The organism is Nostoc sp. DSM 114160 (assembly GCF_053470305.1).
Window position 1 is genome coordinate 219,705 of the sequence record NZ_JBPFGO010000001.1, and the last position, 16,334, is coordinate 236,038.

Genomic DNA, 16,334 nt, shown 5'->3' on the forward strand with positions numbered 1-16,334 from the left:
AGTTTTATTGATGGGTAAAAACCGAACTTGTAAAGGGTAAATGTCCATAATAGCTTTTGGGTTAAATTTTCTATTAAGTTGATTACAGGTAGTTCGCAAAATACCCTAACCCCAATAGGGGAAAGAGCAGGCGAAACCTGAAATAAAAATAACTGTAAATAGATTTGTCACGACTAAGCAACAATTAAGCTTATAAATTAGGTTGTGATTATGCGATTTCCCAAAATATCTCGGTCTCTACGTCAACTCACTACTCATGTTTTAGCGATCGCGCTAGGAGTTGTGCTAGCGATTAGCACATTGCAGGTGTTACCCTCCCAAGCCGAACCAGCACCCACAATAACTGCTGTTGATACTTCAAATCTAATTGCTCAACGACAATCACCAGCTAGTGCTGCGATCGGTAGCAGTAGCTTTGTTACAGCAGCAGTGAATCGTGTCGGTTCAGCAGTTGTCCGCATTGATACTGAACGGACAATTACTCGCCGCGTCGATCCATTTATGGAAGACCCCTTTTTCCGTCGGTTTTTTGGTGACGGTTTCTCCCAACAGATGCCGCCGTCTGAGCAGTTACGCGGTTTAGGCTCAGGTTTTATTATTGACAAGAGCGGGTTAGTTATGACTAATGCTCATGTGGTCGATAAGGCCGATAAAGTAACAGTCCGACTCAAAGATGGCCGCACCTTTGAAGGGAAAGTTCAAGGTATTGATGAAGTCACAGATTTGGCAGTAGTCAAGATTAACGCTGGTAACGATTTACCAGTCGCGCCTTTGGGTTCTTCCACTAATGTCCAAGTAGGAGACTGGGCGATCGCAGTTGGTAATCCTTTGGGATTCGATAATACTGTTACCTTGGGAATTGTCAGTACCCTCAAACGTTCCAGCGCCCAAGTCGGCATTAGTGACAAACGTTTGGATTTCATTCAGACAGACGCTGCCATTAACCCTGGTAACTCTGGCGGGCCACTATTGAATGGTCAAGGTGAAGTAATTGGTATTAACACAGCCATTCGTCCTGATGCAATGGGTATTGGATTTGCCATTCCTATTGATAAAGCTAAAGCGATCGCCGCGCAATTACAACGCGATGGCAAAGTTGCTCATCCCTATTTAGGTGTGCAAATGCTAACTTTGACACCCGATCTCGCCAAGCAAAATAACACCGATCCCAACTCTCCGATTCAGATACCAGAAATTAATGGTGTTTTTGTGATGCGAGTTGTTCCCAATTCTCCAGCTGCATCTGCGGGTATCCGACGCGGGGATGTAATTCTGCAAATTGATGGTAAAGCTATTACCAGTGCCGAACAATTACAGAATGTTGTGGAAGACAGTCGCCTTGGTCAAGTATTACAGGTAAAAGTGCAACGGGGTAATAAGACAGAGCAGCTTTCAGTCCGCACAGCCGAGTTGCAAAATGCTTCGTAGGGGTAATATAGCCTATTTTAATTGTGTGGAATAGTAAGGGCACAGCATTGCTGTGCCCAAAGCGCGTGTATTCTATAAAGGTTTTTAATGTCTGTGTAACCGCGACTTCCAGTCGCCAAGACGAGTAACAATTTAGACTTTTAAAACATCCTCTTTGAATAGAAACTGCGATCGCACTGACTCGTCTCAGTAACTCAACAGCCCAACTTTGCGCTCACCGGACGCAGATAACACTTGCATCCTAACCCACCATACTGGACTGACACAGCTAAAATGTTGCATTAGAACTAACGGATTCCTCCTCCTCAAAAACTGGATAAAGATGTTGGAGTTTCACCCTGGCATCAAGAGTAGAAAACCGCCATATTACTTTAGAAGCACTATGATTGCGTTCCTGTTGCCAGTTTAAGAGTTCAATTTTGAGTTGTTCAGAGGTAGGAATCCTTCTGGCTAAACATTGCTTTGATAAAATACTCAGTTCAATTTCAGCTACGTTTAACCAACTGCCGTTTCGGGGAGTATGATAAATTTCTAAGCGTCTGGCCAATCGATGGGCTTCTGGGGCGGGAAATGCTTCATAAAGTGAGGCGATGTTGTGAGTATTGAGATTATCACAGACTAACTTCACTTTTCGCGCCTGAGGATAATCTACATCCAAAAGTTGACGGACTTCTTCTGCCCAATCAACACGAGTGCGATGGTCTCGATTGCTAACTCTGCGCCATCCCCGATTCGGGTCAAAAAACATAAACAAAGCTTGCACTCCTTCACGGGTATAGTGATAATCCTCCTTTTTGTCTTGATTTGGTTCCATTTCTAGGGGTTCGTAGACATGCCCAGTGAGCTGGACAGAGGCTTCATCCATATTAATTAAGGGTTCATCTTCACTATGTACCTGGCTATAAAGGTCTAAAATGACTTCCATTTGCGATACGAATCTCGCTAAATCCCGTTCTGGAATACAGAATCTTTGCGTTTTCCAAGGGCGTAATTGGTTTTTTTTAAAGTGCGTCGCACAGTTTCACGCGAGATTTCTGTGACAATTGTCCGTTTTTTCAGTTCTCTTGTTAACAGTCTAATTGTCCAGTCTGCTCTGCCAGATGGTGGGTCGGAACAACAAAGAGCGATGATATGTGCTTCGGTTGCTCCATCTACTTTTGGTGCTGTGGGAGGAGTCTTTCTTTGCGATCGCTCCAAGGCAGGTTTTTCGCCTTTGAGCAGAAATCTCTGGCGAATTCTTCCGACTGTGTTCCTATGTACCTGTAAAGCTTGTGCTATTTCTTCGTCCGTCCATTTTCTTGTTTCTTGTTCTCCTTCATCGCACATGAGCAGAATTCTGGCGTGTAGGATTTTTTTGGCGGGTGCATAGCCATTTCGGCTGATTTGTTCAAGTTTTTCTCTTTGTTCTACCGTCAGATGGACTTTATCTCGGCGACCTCTTCCCACTTTCGAGTCCTCACCTTGGCATATCTATTGCACTATTTTAGCTGTGTCAGTCCAATACTGAAATGTTCCGGTGCGGCGCGATTGTTATGCCGTCATTACATACGTTTGCCATTCGTTATATGAGAGGGTAAATCTACGAATTGTCTCTCCTGCAAACTTCTGTCCAAAGTGACCATCATTCACAACACTCGATATTTCCGTAAAATCATTCTTCTCTAAAACGCGACAGGAGGCTGGATTCTTAGACCAACAGCCACTAAACAAACGACGAAAGCCAAGGTCTTGAAACGCTACACTAGCAACTAAACCAACAGCTTGAGTCATGATTCCTTGCCCCCAAAATGGGACTGCCAGCCAATAATCCACTTCAGCACTTAGATTCTTGAAGTCAGGCAGATTCAGACCGATCACTCCCACGAATTGCCCATCAAGAAGAATGGCATGGGGAAATCGTTGGCGCGACTCACAAGCATGAATACATCTTTCAACAAATACTTGTCCACCGTTAGGCGGGTAGGGGTGAGGCACATTACAAGTTGCCGCAAGCCGAGCATCCGAAGCGTAAAGCTGTACTGAGGTTGCATCTTCTACGGTAATTGGGCGTAAAGAAACATTCTGCATAGGGAGCCTACCACCTCATGCTGTAATTTACAGTTTTACTTCGGAGAGTACATTAAAGAACTCTACCGATATCCCAAAATGATGAACTTTAGCACTAATGAATAACTTCTTAATTACTGCCCTAACCTGAACACGGAGACGGCATAACTATTTATTATGCGGAAACCTTCTATATAAATACCTCAAATCGGGTAATTATACAGAATTTTTCTATATAAGATTCATATTCGGGTATTATAGGGAATTTTTCCGTATAACTTGTAGTAAGGGTTTAGGACTACCAGTGCTGGGAAACTTCCTTCCCCAGTCAGGGCTATGACCCTAAACATAACTTAGGCGATCGCTACAACGACTCTAAATCACTTCCCAACAACTAATATCAGACCTTCATGGGCTAGTATCGCTTGAGGAAAAGCAGATTTAATATCGACTTGCACCCGATCGAGAAAGTCATCATGGTCATCTGGGTGATGATGAGAAATAGCTAGCTGTTTGACGCCAGCACTCAGAGCTGCATTCACCGCAGCTTGCCAGAGTAAATCAGCAGAATCATGGTTGTGAGATGTCGGCGGAGTGTAAGTGGCATTGGCAATCAGCAAGTCAACGCCTTGAATAAACTCTAAAATCCGCTCTCGCTCCACTTGATCGGCATTTTGGTGCAAATCTGTGATATAAGCAACACTATACTCTTGCCAACTAACTCGATAGCCAACTGACCGCTGAGTTTGATTAATTAATGCAGTGGTAATGGTGACATCATCTAACTTTACGTCACTTTCTGGGGTCAGATTGTAAAATTGCAATTCTGACTGCATTACCTGTAAAGGGTAAGGAAAGTGCGGCTGGAGCATCTGATCGTACAGACATTGTTTGATTGAGGCTCCATTGGAGGCAGCTGTGCCGTAAATATGGAAGCAATTTTCCCCAATAAATGCAGGAGCAAAAAAGGGAAATCCTTGAATTCGGTTTGATTGGCAGTTGGTAAAAAATAAATGGGCTTCTAGTGGCTGTTGCAGTTCTTGCCAAGTTTTACCCAATATGCGTAAGCCAGTACCGCCATCAAAAATCAAGCGTTTCCCAGCCACATATATTTCTACACAAGCAGTATTACCACCATAACGATTGGTGTTGCTACTGGGAGTAGGAATTAAACCTCTGACACCCCAAAATTGCACGATAAATTCACCTGCTGGGCTACTGGGCAGGGTAGATGACTTTTCTGTTATGTAGCTCTGGGAATCCGACAACTCAAAATTTGACATTTTCCTTGAAATTAGACCTTACTGAGCAGGTCATCGTAGCGCCGCACTTCCAACAACCTGTTTTTTTCGTCCACAATGACTACCGTAGGAGAGTAACTTTTTAACTCTTCTGGAGTAAACTGCCCGTAAGTCATTATAATCAAGCGATCGCCAATAATGCCTAGACGTGCCGCACCTCCATTTAGCTCAATGATTCCTGAATGAGCTAGAGCAGGGATCGCATAAGTAATAAAGCGCTGGCCGTTGGCACTATTAACTACTTGCACCTGCTCATAAGGTAAGATACCAGCTTTTTCCAAAAGGATTTCATCAATGCTGATACTACCCACGTAGTTGATATTTGCCCCTGTAAGGGTGCAGTTATGAATTTTTGCCAAAAGGAGAGTACGCTGCATTCTGGTTTGGGTTTGGTGGCAGATTATAAAATCCGTAACAAGGGAAAGTTAGCAAAGTGAAGTGAGGAGTTAGGAGTGAGGAATAAAAATTCATAACTCTTAACTCTTAACTCATGTACAGACGCGATTAATCGCGTCTCTACTCCTAACTTTTCTATTATCCTCTATAAGCTCTGACGGATTTTTCAACTAAAGCTGCAACCTTGTCTACATCTTGCCAACCGAGAATTTCAGTCACCTTTTTTTCTAAATTTTTATAACTACGGAAAAATTCAGCAATTTCCTCTAAGCGGTGTGGTGCTACGTCATTCAGGGATTTTACCTGAGTGTAGCGCGGATCTTTGTCAGGAACACAAAGGATTTTTTCATCGCGATCGCCACCGTCAATCATCTCCAAAAAGCCAATTGGGTCGCGCAGCAATAATACAGCCGGGAAAGGTCGGCTCATCAATTATGACCATACCATCTAGGGGATCGCCATCATCAGCCAAAGTATTAGGTACAAAGCCGTAGTCATAAGGATATTGTACTGAGGAATAAAGTACTCGGTCTAGAGCAAAAGCTTGTAGTTCCTTGTCGTATTCGTATTTATTTTTACTTTTGCCAGTAATTTCAATCAGAACGTTGATTAGACCCGGTTTTGGTTGGGCAGGAATACGAGATAAGTCCACAAAAAACTCCTCTGATAACTGTGAATCATGGGGGCACTCTGTCAGCTTCGCTCCCCGTGTAGAATTTTAGGGCAATATGGATCTCTTCCCAAGGTATTTATTCCAGGGCATGGGGCCGTTGGGTACAAGAAGCAGAGGTGCGGAGGGGAAAAAATAGAAAAAGCGTTACGAAGTTTGCTCGCAACGCTTTTTCCAAGAGGGTATTATGGATATTCTCCGCCCTTAATTGCTGTTAGGGGGATTTCTGTCCTAACTTTGTTAAGACAACTGAAATCTGGAGTCACACAATCCAGATTTAGCTTATTTTTGACTAACTACACCCACATCTTCAGAGATTGTCTACAAAATCAGTGTTCTGCTTTTTTGTAGATATCCTCATGAGAAAATGCGACTATGAAGCTCGATCAATCTTGATTTCTTTGTATATTTTGGATCAGAGGTTGCTGGTTATTTTGAACATTGGTTGAAGAATAGTGGGCGATGACAAATACGGGTAGGGTAAGAGTCAATAGAGCGATCGCAGTTCCCACAATGTCTGCCAAACGTTGGGAATATGTATCGGCATTGGCAGACTGGCTATTTGAATTCATACAAAATTGAAGTTCTTCGCAACACTGTGTAGGTTTACTCTCTCAGTGAGAGTATTAATGCTATTTTAGCTATTTTTAAACTGTAAAATGTGTAGCATTCTACAATTTAAACCAGTTATACAACTGTCATAGTAGGCTTTTTATACATAGAATTCTTAAGACAAAGTTACAATTAAACAAATTATGTTTTATTTTGTAATTAATATTTTCAGGTGTTTCTTTGTATGGTGTAACGGGTTGCATACGCAAAGCAAACTTTGACAGCATCATAAGTTACATTTTTTCGCTGATTAAAGATTAATTAGCAAAACATATTTATCCGATACTTCATGATTATAACATTCTATAAAGCTTTTGATAAGGTCATTTTACTGGAATTGCTAATTTGTGATACAGGACACAAAACCGCAATTGCACTGATAGATATTCAGTGCAATTGATTGTTATATAGTAGTTATACATAAAATATTTGACACCAGAGAAGAAATAGTAGTAACGATTTTTGTAACCAATGATAACTACCGAATAAACACAGATACATTAACTGTATAAGGAAGAATGGATTCAGTGATATCACTAAACAAATATTTAAGAATTTCAATTTTGCAATCTATGTAATATCACAGCCATTTTGTCAATCTACATAAAGATAGAGTAAATAAGTTTGAGAAAGTGGCCTAGAGGTATAGTAAGTTATTACCAAATCCCCATATCTGAACAAAATACCTAATGCCAATTTCCAGATCCTAAATCCGTATAACTTTTTGAATAAATCAAAATCTCAGACGAAAAATTGTATAACAAATTAATCAGCGAAAAAAACCGCCACTAAATATAATAGGGCGGTTTAGTTAAGCGATCGGAGGGTAATTACAGATTATTCTGCTAATAAATGAAATTGCTGTAACGACGTTTGCACTAAATTGGGCATTGAGCAAAACAGTGCTGAGTGCTAAGTACTGTTAGCGGATAGCTAGGGTTTAGCCCGTGCTGAGTTAGGAGTAGAGACGCGATTAACCCTTATCCGTAGATGAGTTAGGAGTTAAGAGTTATTCTCCCCCTGCTCCCACTTCGGCTACGCTCAGTGACCACCTGCCTCCCTGCTTCTTCATCTCCCCGCCCCCTACTGCCTTCCATAAACACTGATTGGTTCCTTGATAAATCGGGTGTAAAGATGCTTAAAGGTAGACTTAATGACGCGGGGCATACCAAAATCAATGGGCATTAACTTGTCTGGTAGCCGCCAATCTTCTATTTTTAATAAGTCAGGATTTAAATGTGGAAACTCTATGGCAGCAAGTTCTGGACAAACTCCTAGCCTTTGAGAAGCTGCAACTGTGGGCACTTGTTCAGGAGAAACATTGAGGATTTCTACCATTGCCCGATCTAAGGCAAATATATCTGATGCGGCTGCTAAAATGCCCAGTTGGCGAGGTTCCCCGTTGCTGGGGCCATTACCTTCGTGACCGATGATGCCATCTAATATGGTTAAGTTAGGGTTAATCGCTCTGGCAGTTTCTACTAACATTTCACCAAATCTATTCGCGTCTTTTCCCGCTTCCATGTGCCACCAAGCTTTCATTTTGCCGGGGACACAACCAAACAGGTTTTTTACGCCCAGTGTTAATGTCAACTGAGCATGTGATTTAACTTTCGGTAGGTTAATCACTACGTCTGCTTCCATTGCTTCTTTAGACAGGCGCAAATGGTTAAAATTATCACTAACGGTTTGGTAACGCTGACCGTGAAAATCGATGATGGGAAGATTGAGTTCTTCTAAAATAGGCAGATAGCCATTTGCTATTGCTACGCCCTTGGCACTACCAAAAGCAGGACTATCGCCCAAAAATGGCTTACCGCCAACATCAATTACCATTTGGGCAACTTCATAAACTAGTTCGGCACGGGTGATACACTCTTTACTAGGACGCGATCCGGTAAGTAGATTCGGTTTGAGTAAAACGCGATCGCCTTTTTTGACAAACGCTGCTATTCCTCCAAAAGGTTCCAGCAGTGTGACTAAGGATTCTCGTAAAGCCTCTCGTTCGTAAGATGTAGCTCGAATGAGACTAACAGCTGGTTTTTGAGTCTGCATAGTATAGGTAGGGGATAGAGGGAGAAATCAATTCAAAATTCAAAATTCAAAATTCAAAATTGAAGAAAAGACTAAATAAAAAGTAGCTAAAGCTTCACGCAGGGTCAAGAATGAGGGGACAAGGAGAATACCATGCCCTACCCAATGCTCCATGCCCCATAAACTATTATTCTGTTTTGAGCGGTAAGATACCACTCATTTGTTCTAGATTTAACACTGTGGCTAAATCTGTTTCATTCATTAATCCTCGTTCTAAAACAATTTGCCGCAGAGATTTACCAGTTTCTAAAGATTCTTTGGCGACAGCTGCGGCATTTAAATAACCGATATGGGTATTTAGTGCGGTTACTAAAGCTAAACTGCCTTCGGCATAAGCTAAACAACGTTCTCGATTGGCAGTAATTCCCTCAATGCAGCGTTCGGTGAGTGCAGCGATGGTATTGCCGAGAATTTCGATACTGTGAATTAGGTTATAGGCAATTAGCGGCATCATCACATTTAATTCTAATTGTCCGGCTTGTGCGGCTAAAGCGATCGCACTATCGTAACCCATCACCTGAAAGCACACCATTGATGTCATCTCTGCCATGACTGGGTTATATTTCCCTGGCATAATCGAGGAACCGGGTTGCACTGGAGGCAGTTGAATTTCTTTCAAGCCTGTTTTTGGCCCCGAATCCATCAACCGTAAATCATGAGATATTTTGGCTAAATCCTGGGCTAAATTCCGCAACGCACCAGAAACATTCACAAATGGAGCCATACTTTGCATAGCTGCCATGAGATGGGGCGCAGGTTCTAAAGGAGTATCAATCAATTCTGAGAGAACTTCTACCACACGGGCGCGATACAAAGGATGAGTATTTAATCCCGTTCCGGCTGCGCTACCTCCCAAACCCAGCACCATCAAATCTCCAGAGGCGGTATAAATTCGGTTTTGGTGTTCTGTAAGAATTTGCGCCCAAGCTCGAAAATTCTCACCCAAACGCACGGGTACAGCATCTTGTAAGTGGGTTCTGCCAGATTTGACGATATCTTGAAATTCTACAGCTTTGTTTTCTAAGGATGCGATCGCACTATCTATTGCTGGGTGTAATGTCTTAGATAATGCCAATAATCCACCAATGCGAATTGCAGTCGGAATCACATCATTGGTAGACTGCCCATAATTAACGTGGTCATTGGGACTAACACGTTTGTAATTGCCCTTTTCTTCACCAAGTATTTCTAAGGCGCGATTTGCGAGAACTTCGTTAACATTCATGTGGTGGGATGTTCCAGCACCCGCCTGATAAACATCCACAACAAATTGATCGCGGAACTTCCCAGCTAAGATTTCATCAGTTGCTTGCACAATCGCCTGACTAATATCTTGGGGAATACAATTTAGTTCTCCATTCACAATTGCTGTAGCTTTTTTAATTATCAATCCAGCATCTACGTAAGTAGCTAAAGGCTTGATGCCGCTAATGGGGAAGTTTTCGATAGCTCGTAGGGTTTGGATACCGTAATAAACGCTACTAGCGATTTGGCGATCGCCCATCGAATCGCGTTCGATGCGGAATTGAGAGTCTGTGTATTCAGTCATAGTATTGTTTTAAGAGAGCTTCAGAAAACAGATTTTCCCACGCTTAGGGAGAAAGTGGGGAGAATTAGAGACAAGGTGACAAGGGGGTAAAGAAAACTCCTAACTCTTAACTCTTAACTCTTAACTCCTAACTCTTAACTCAGCACGGCTAAACGCCGAGCTTCGCTAACAGCACTCCTAATGCCCAATGCCCAATGCCCAATATCCTATGACTCTACCCAACTGGATTACCTTCTCTCGCCTTCTGGGTGTACCATTTTTGCTTTATGGCTTATACAACCCCACACCACAAGCTAGGTGGATATGTTTGGCGATTTTTATCGTTGCGGCGTTAACTGATTGGTTAGATGGCTATTTGGCGCGGAAACTCAACCAAATTAGTGAGTTGGGTAAATTTCTTGACCCCTTAGTGGATAAATTTCTGGTACTAGCGCCATTGATGGTTTTGATTGAACTAGAAAAAATACCGGCTTGGGGAGTGTTTTTGATTTTAGCGCGAGAATTAGCGATCGCTGGTTGGCGAGTAAATCAAACAACAATTACCGGAGCGAATATTTGGGGTAAACTCAAAACTATTAGTCAAATAGTTGCGATCGCACTTCTAATTGCACCCCTACCTGAAGTGTGGCAAACTCCCTCTATAATTGCCTTTTGGATTTCTGTTGCCCTAACTTTAATTTCTGGTGGTATTTATCTTTTGCCGCAAAATCCAATTAAGGAAAATACTCTATTAGATGTAAAATGAACCAGGAATAAGCTACACAGGAATATTGGCAACAACCTCAAAACTCGGAATTTCGAGATCAAAACTCGGAACTTTGAAATCAAAACTCAGAACTTCAGGATCTGAACTGGAAACTTCGAGATCAAAACTCGAAACTTGAGATTCAAAACTCGGAACTTCACGATCGCAACTGGAAACTTCGAGATCGGAACTCGCAACTCGGAATTTTTAGAATTTGCAAACAAGTAAAGAGTCGAGTTGAACGAATGCGAGAGGCAATTTAGCGCTTCACTTTTACACAGCTAATACTTTATTTCTCAAAATCATAGCTAGGTAATCCGGTAACATCAGTTTGGAGAGCAAACAAATCACCTGAGTAGAAACTTTTTTCAATTTCCGCTTGGCTGAGTCCAACTGAAGCAGTGGTGATGTAGAGTGTTTGCAAATTCTCGCCCCCAAAAGTACAGCTACTTGGCACTTGCACAGGTAGCTTTATCCGCAATATCTCTTCGCCCTTAGAGCTAAAACGAATCACACACCATCCATCCCACATAGCGGACCAAATATGTCCTTCACTATCTATTGTCAACCCATCTGGATAGAAAGATTCATGAGTTAAATCAACAAAAATCCGGCGATTAGTAATGCTACCTGTAACTGAATCAAAATCGTAAGCATATATCTTTTGCTCAGGAGAATCTGTTAAGTAAAACGTCTTTTGATCCGGACTCCACCCCAGACCATTAGAGATAGTCAATTCCGTTTCCATGATATGCAATGAACCATCAGCATCATAACGATAAAGACTAGCTTGGGGTTTTTCTAAAGAACACATTGAGCCAAACCAAAAGCGGCCTTGGGGGTCACATTTACCATCATTAAAACGGTTATCTGGCAGATTTCCTTCAATCTCCAAAATGGGAGTAACTTCGCCTGTCTGGGTGTTGAGGAATGCCAAGTGATGACGTAATGTCATAATTAATCTATCTGCACCTGCTGTTGCGATCGCACCTACTACATCTCCTACATCAAAAAACAAGTCTTTCCCTGTAGCAGGATTGAACTGATGCACTTGATGGTTATAAATATCAACCCAGTACAGTAAGCTTCTGGTAGAGTCCCAGATGGGGCTTTCACCTAAACGGGCACGGGCTTGTAGAACATTGTGGAGTGGATATTGTCCCATAAGCAGTTAATTTAAATATTAAATGAAGTATACATCTTTACCCAATGTCAACTCAATTTCTACTCTTAAGTTCTTGGTTTAACTTATAACAAATGGATTTTATGCGTTTGATCGTTATTTTTATTTTAACCCATTTTGATAATAATAATTTGGGTTGAATTTTACTATAATTTTTTCTTCCAAATCATAATTACATTCCAGATATCTATCTTCATCCAAAAAATAAGCATTTTGTTTATAGCATTCCGTAACTATTAAAATAAAATCTTTAATACTTTCAGAAATTATATATAGAACATCATCTTTAGGAATCCGTACAACTGATTGATTGTCTGACAAAGTTCTGACGCAATAGTAATCACCTCCGCTACCATATAAAAAAGGAATCATATCTGGTTGCCATCCCCAACAGTCTGGATCTTTATGTACGCTATGCAAACGATTTATAAATCTATCTACTTTATCAATTTCAATTAAATCGAATCCAGGAAGTAAATATGTAGGAAAATCTAAATCATTAGGACGTTCCAAATCACATCCTTTAACACACGAATATATAGCAATTAAACCTTCAGGAATTGAATGATTTATAATGCTATTCTGAATTTCATTATCTAGTAAACCTTCTTTTAAAACAGCAATGTATCCAGGTCTTTGTTTTTCAATAATCTCTAAGAGATTTATGAAATATTGTTGAATATTTTCGCTCGCGCTCATTCATTTTCAAAAATTTGTCTTTTGATTTTTGCCAAACCTTTATCGCGATCTGTTAATTTAAAATTAGTCGGTCAGGATTCCCGTTATGTATCAAACAGACCCCCCTCGTCCTCCAAAAGAAACCCTACCACCATGTACGATCTTCCCAGTGAATACCCAGAGGACTCTGGTTTGCCTGACGAATTTCACCTTTTTCAGCCTCAACTTCTGCGCGAAACCTTCTGTCCACAGCTAAATAGTCATTTTCCAGAGAATCTTGTAAACCAGAAATAAAATCATATTCAGGATATTTATCTTTTGCCACAAAAAGCTAACACTGCTGATTGAAAACATCTCTCGATAAATTGATTTTTTATCACCAAAATTTTACGAAACCGAAATCATAGATGAACAACGGTAATAACGAATAAATCATCGTTATTTATGTACATTTATCTGTATTTAAGGAACTACAATTACAGGAGTACCTATTGTCACCATTTCATACAATTTTCGCACGTCCTCATTATACATACGAACGCAACCATGAGAAATTGCCTTCCCTACAGAGTCTCGCTTGTAAGTACCATGAAATCCGATTTGGTCTTTTCCATCAGTCCAAAATCCAATCCAACGTTCTCCTAGAGGATTCTCTAAACCTGGAGGAATAACTTCTGTGTAACTAACAAATGGATTTCGCCAAGCTGGGTTTTTAACCATATTAAGCACTTTAAATTTGCCTGTAGGCGTTTCCCACTTTGGTTTACCAATAGCTACGGGATAGCTGGCTTGTAAAACATCCCCCCGATAAACATAAAGTTTTCGTTGTTTGAGAAAGAGTAGTAAATGGATATTTTGCTCAGAAGTATTAGGAGGGGTTGTCTGCACTGGAAGCTTTAGCCTCAGCAGTAAACGCATCATTCGCTCAGAAGTGCTAGGAAGATTTGGCTGCGCGGGAGGAGAGTTCAGTTGACTAATTATTGTCTTCTCCGTTACTCTTTGCTCAATTGTAGTTTTGGCAATAGCACGTAATTGAAGCCAGAAAAGCAAAGCAATTGAGATTAATCCCAACTTGAGAACATTACGATAATACACACTATTGTTCATAATCTATTGCATTAAATTTATAAGTTTATTATAAAATATTTAATTTTTAATTTTGCTTTTATTTATTAATAGTAATTCAGAACTCAAATTTCAACTAGTTTGAAGTCTGAATTCTGAATTTTTACTCAACTATTTTGCAAAATCTCACTAATCAAATAAGTTTTATCCTCGTCCTGGAATGGGATATGTTGGCTCTGTGGTATTGCCATTATTTGAATTAATCGGCTTTTTAGTATTGCCAGTGTTTGAATTAATCGGCTTTTTAGTATTGCCAGTGTTTGAATTAATCGGCTTTTTAGTATTGCCAGTGTTTGAATTAATCGGCTTTTTAGTATTGCCAGTATTTGAATTAGTCGGCGTTGTGGTATTGCCAGTATTTGGATTAGTCGGCTTTTTAGTATTGCCAGTATTTGGATTAGTCGGCGTTGTGGTATTGCCAGTATTTGGATTAGTCGGCGTTGTGGTATTGCCAGTATTTGGATTAGTCGGCGTTGTGGTATTGCCAGTATTTGAATTAGTCGGCGTTGTGGTATTGCCAGTATTTGGATTAGTCGGCGTTGTGGTATTGCCAGTATTTGGATTAGTCGGTGTTGTGGTATTGCCAGTATTTGAATTAGTCGGCGTTGTGGTATTGCCAGTATTTGGATTGATTTCGTCAGAAGCAGGTGGTGTTGCTGGCTGTGAATTATTTGGTTGTGTGGTGTTATTAGTAGGTGTTATCGGGTTTTTGATTTCGTCAGAAGCAGGTGGTGTTGCTTGCCCTGTGCTATTTGGTTCTGTGGTGTTATTAGTGGGTGTTTCTTGCTTTGTAGATTGTCCCAATCCTATTTGTGGGAGAATCGCAAAGCTGAAACAAGAAGTTAAAAAGAGTAAAGAAACTGCACTAGAGATAAATTTTGATTTTTCACATTGCTTTTGATTCATTTTTCCTTATTCCTTGATGTCTGCTGTTTTACGGTTAGTTTATCATTAAACTAATCTTTACTAATTTCAAATATTAAAATCTACCCAATATAATATTTATATTTACTTTTGATTACATGATATGGATATGTTGTCTCCTAACAAATTACCTTTATGCCAAATTCCACTTTTAGAAGATCCATTTGCAGGTTTAAATACTCCTTCCCCCTCACATTCATAATCTTTGAAATTCCCTCTATACTCATCACCATTTTTCCATCTTAATTTTCCTAGACCGTTAGGCCGATCGTCTACGTACTGACCTATATAATATTCATATACATTTCCACCTATAAATGAAAATCTTCCACAACCATCACGCTTATGATTTTTGAAATCTCCATCATATCTATCACCATTTTTAAAGACTAAGATTCCCTTACCGCTGAAGTTATTATTCTCATCAGAAGAGCCATAATAGCTGATATTATTCTTAAACTTTCTATCTGGTTTATCTGGTAATTTTGGTAAATTTAATTCTAATGAAGATAGTTTAGCATCACACGGTAGTTGAGTAAAGTTTTCGGTCGTTTTGGTAGACAATAGAATTAAAGGAGCTAACACAAGTATTGCAAGTATTCCTGCTCCTACTCCAGTTGCAACTAAAACTTTTTGGCGAAATGGTAATTTCCACGACGTTGTTGATTTTGATAGTCTTGGAGATACAGAATTCAGTGCTTGCAAAGCCTCGCTTGCTGTTTGGTATCGCTCACTAAATCTTTTACGCACCATTTTAGTTAAAACATTAGCTAATTTATTGCTAACATTTGCTTCGTTTCGCCAAATTATTTCTCCATTGTTGCGGTCTTCTTGAAAGTCTTTAGGTAATTTGCCTGTCAAAGCTTGAATACCAATCACTCCTACTGCATATATATCACTAGATAGTTTTGGCTTAGAATTAGCTTGTTCATCTGGCATATAGCCACTAGAGCCAATAATAATAGTTGAAGTAACTTGACCTTCAGAATTCGCCGCCAAACCTTTAATTTCTTTAACTGCTCCAAAGTCAATCAGTACAATCTTGCCATCCTTACGGCAACGCATCAAATTTTGGGGTTTTATATCACGGTGGATGATGTTCTGCTGATGAACGACAACTAAAACTTTTAGAATCTGTTGCAATAGTTGAACAATTTTATCTTCACTCCAGGGATTACCAGGAATGATTTCTGCTGCTAAATCATGCCCATCCACAAATTCTTGCACCAGATAGAATTCGCCATTTTCTTCAAAATGAGCAAATAGTTTAGGGATTTGCTTACTAAGATTACTTAAGCGATATAAAGCTTCTGCTTCGCTCTCAAATAAGCGTCTAGCGAGCATCAAAACTTCTGGTTTGACATTTTTAGGTCTAAGGTGTTTGACGACACATTTAGGTTTGCTAGGCAAATCTAAATCTTCAGCTAAATAGGTGTCGCCAAATGCACCACTTCCCAAGCTGCCTAAGATTTTGTAACGTTTCCGAAGAACTGTATTCATTACCATCCATGTAATTTTATAGGATGTTACTTAACGTCTTGTATTACTTTTGGAAAACTAGAATTGCCCTATGCCCATTAATA

General features: G+C 40.2%; 15 protein-coding genes and 1 pseudogene. 3 read left to right on the plus strand and 13 right to left on the minus strand.

Going from position 1 to position 16,334, the window contains the following annotated elements; all coding sequences use genetic code 11:
• The first annotated feature begins 210 nt into the window (after window positions 1-210).
• Window positions 211-1,428 carry an HhoA/HhoB/HtrA family serine endopeptidase gene (locus NSTCB13_RS00965; protein WP_445629999.1) on the plus strand — a complete coding sequence of 406 codons (1,218 nt, stop codon included), beginning with the start codon at window positions 211-213 and terminating at the stop codon, window positions 1,426-1,428.
• A 268-nt stretch (window positions 1,429-1,696) separates the two neighbouring features.
• Here the strand turns inward: NSTCB13_RS00965 and NSTCB13_RS00970 are convergent.
• From NSTCB13_RS00970 to NSTCB13_RS01005, 8 genes and pseudogenes are all read right to left on the minus strand, one after another.
• Window positions 1,697-2,874, minus strand: a protein-coding gene (locus NSTCB13_RS00970; protein ID WP_448271108.1) for an IS630 family transposase whose coding sequence is annotated in 2 segments (ribosomal slippage) — window positions 1,697-2,433 and window positions 2,433-2,874 — 1,179 coding nt in all. Because the reading frame shifts where the segments join, the coding sequence is not laid out codon by codon here.
• Window positions 2,875-2,958: 84 nt separating this feature from the next.
• Entirely contained in the window at window positions 2,959-3,495 is a 537-nt protein-coding gene (locus tag NSTCB13_RS00975; protein ID WP_448271110.1) for a GNAT family N-acetyltransferase, read from the minus strand.
• 359 nt (window positions 3,496-3,854) lie between these two features.
• Window positions 3,855-4,757 (minus strand): MBL fold metallo-hydrolase, encoded by a 903-nt coding sequence (locus tag NSTCB13_RS00980; protein WP_445629995.1) that lies wholly within the window; start codon window positions 4,755-4,757, stop codon window positions 3,855-3,857.
• A gap of 11 nt (window positions 4,758-4,768) precedes the next feature.
• Complete coding sequence (gene panD, locus NSTCB13_RS00985) at window positions 4,769-5,152, minus strand: aspartate 1-decarboxylase (RefSeq protein WP_292729447.1); 384 nt, start codon at window positions 5,150-5,152, stop codon at window positions 4,769-4,771.
• Between the two features lie 157 nt (window positions 5,153-5,309).
• Window positions 5,310-5,823: pseudogene (locus tag NSTCB13_RS00990) on the minus strand (inorganic diphosphatase).
• 404 nt (window positions 5,824-6,227) lie between these two features.
• Complete coding sequence (locus NSTCB13_RS00995; RefSeq protein ID WP_104905165.1) at window positions 6,228-6,413, minus strand: hypothetical protein; 186 nt, start codon at window positions 6,411-6,413, stop codon at window positions 6,228-6,230.
• A gap of 1,123 nt (window positions 6,414-7,536) precedes the next feature.
• Window positions 7,537-8,508, minus strand: a complete 972-nt coding sequence (locus NSTCB13_RS01000) for a DUF362 domain-containing protein (protein WP_448271113.1) — start codon at window positions 8,506-8,508, stop codon at window positions 7,537-7,539.
• 166 nt (window positions 8,509-8,674) lie between these two features.
• Window positions 8,675-10,096, minus strand: coding sequence for an aspartate ammonia-lyase (locus NSTCB13_RS01005; protein WP_448271115.1), 1,422 nt, complete (start codon window positions 10,094-10,096; stop codon window positions 8,675-8,677).
• 208 nt (window positions 10,097-10,304) lie between these two features.
• Between NSTCB13_RS01005 and pgsA the strand changes: the two genes are divergently transcribed.
• Window positions 10,305-10,841 carry a CDP-diacylglycerol--glycerol-3-phosphate 3-phosphatidyltransferase gene (gene pgsA / locus NSTCB13_RS01010; protein ID WP_445629991.1) on the plus strand — a complete coding sequence of 179 codons (537 nt, stop codon included), beginning with the start codon at window positions 10,305-10,307 and terminating at the stop codon, window positions 10,839-10,841.
• Window positions 10,842-11,130: 289 nt separating this feature from the next.
• On the opposite strand, the gene NSTCB13_RS01015 is transcribed toward pgsA, so the two are convergent.
• From NSTCB13_RS01015 to NSTCB13_RS01030, 4 genes are all read right to left on the minus strand, one after another.
• On the minus strand, window positions 11,131-12,006 hold the full coding sequence (locus NSTCB13_RS01015) for an SMP-30/gluconolactonase/LRE family protein (protein ID WP_448271117.1): 876 nt from the start codon (window positions 12,004-12,006) through the stop codon (window positions 11,131-11,133).
• A gap of 120 nt (window positions 12,007-12,126) precedes the next feature.
• Window positions 12,127-12,723 (minus strand): SMI1/KNR4 family protein, encoded by a 597-nt coding sequence (locus NSTCB13_RS01020; protein WP_448271118.1) that lies wholly within the window; start codon window positions 12,721-12,723, stop codon window positions 12,127-12,129.
• A 124-nt stretch (window positions 12,724-12,847) separates the two neighbouring features.
• Window positions 12,848-13,027: a hypothetical protein gene (locus NSTCB13_RS01025; protein WP_448273227.1), complete on the minus strand. Its 180-nt coding sequence runs from the start codon at window positions 13,025-13,027 to the stop codon at window positions 12,848-12,850.
• A gap of 137 nt (window positions 13,028-13,164) precedes the next feature.
• Window positions 13,165-13,809: a L,D-transpeptidase gene (locus NSTCB13_RS01030; RefSeq protein ID WP_448271120.1), complete on the minus strand. Its 645-nt coding sequence runs from the start codon at window positions 13,807-13,809 to the stop codon at window positions 13,165-13,167.
• A gap of 178 nt (window positions 13,810-13,987) precedes the next feature.
• On the opposite strand from NSTCB13_RS01030, the gene NSTCB13_RS01035 reads away from it, so the two are divergent.
• A complete protein-coding gene (locus NSTCB13_RS01035) occupies window positions 13,988-14,728 on the plus strand; it encodes a hypothetical protein (RefSeq protein WP_448271121.1) in 741 nt (246 codons plus the stop codon).
• A gap of 107 nt (window positions 14,729-14,835) precedes the next feature.
• On the opposite strand, the gene NSTCB13_RS01040 is transcribed toward NSTCB13_RS01035, so the two are convergent.
• Window positions 14,836-16,257: a protein kinase domain-containing protein gene (locus NSTCB13_RS01040; RefSeq protein ID WP_448268414.1), complete on the minus strand. Its 1,422-nt coding sequence runs from the start codon at window positions 16,255-16,257 to the stop codon at window positions 14,836-14,838.
• Window positions 16,258-16,334 lie beyond the last annotated feature (77 nt).

Bases quoted from the DNA above. Each gene is read 5' to 3' on its own strand.
- NSTCB13_RS00980 (WP_445629995.1), bottom strand. From the start codon at position 4,757: ATGTCAAATTTTGAGTTGTCGGATTCCCAGAGCTACATAACAGAAAAG.
- NSTCB13_RS01005 (WP_448271115.1), bottom strand. From the start codon at position 10,096: ATGACTGAATACACAGACTCTCAATTCCGCATCGAACGCGATTCGATG.
- NSTCB13_RS01040 (WP_448268414.1), bottom strand. From the start codon at position 16,257: ATGGTAATGAATACAGTTCTTCGGAAACGTTACAAAATCTTAGGCAGC.
- NSTCB13_RS01015 (WP_448271117.1), bottom strand. From the start codon at position 12,006: ATGGGACAATATCCACTCCACAATGTTCTACAAGCCCGTGCCCGTTTA.
- NSTCB13_RS00995 (WP_104905165.1), bottom strand. From the start codon at position 6,413: ATGAATTCAAATAGCCAGTCTGCCAATGCCGATACATATTCCCAACGT.
- NSTCB13_RS01000 (WP_448271113.1), bottom strand. From the start codon at position 8,508: ATGCAGACTCAAAAACCAGCTGTTAGTCTCATTCGAGCTACATCTTAC.
- pgsA (WP_445629991.1), top strand. From the start codon at position 10,305: ATGACTCTACCCAACTGGATTACCTTCTCTCGCCTTCTGGGTGTACCA.
- NSTCB13_RS01035 (WP_448271121.1), top strand. From the start codon at position 13,988: ATGGGATATGTTGGCTCTGTGGTATTGCCATTATTTGAATTAATCGGC.
- NSTCB13_RS01020 (WP_448271118.1), bottom strand. From the start codon at position 12,723: ATGAGCGCGAGCGAAAATATTCAACAATATTTCATAAATCTCTTAGAG.
- NSTCB13_RS00975 (WP_448271110.1), bottom strand. From the start codon at position 3,495: ATGCAGAATGTTTCTTTACGCCCAATTACCGTAGAAGATGCAACCTCA.
- NSTCB13_RS01030 (WP_448271120.1), bottom strand. From the start codon at position 13,809: ATGAACAATAGTGTGTATTATCGTAATGTTCTCAAGTTGGGATTAATC.
- NSTCB13_RS00965 (WP_445629999.1), top strand. From the start codon at position 211: ATGCGATTTCCCAAAATATCTCGGTCTCTACGTCAACTCACTACTCAT.
- panD (WP_292729447.1), bottom strand. From the start codon at position 5,152: ATGCAGCGTACTCTCCTTTTGGCAAAAATTCATAACTGCACCCTTACA.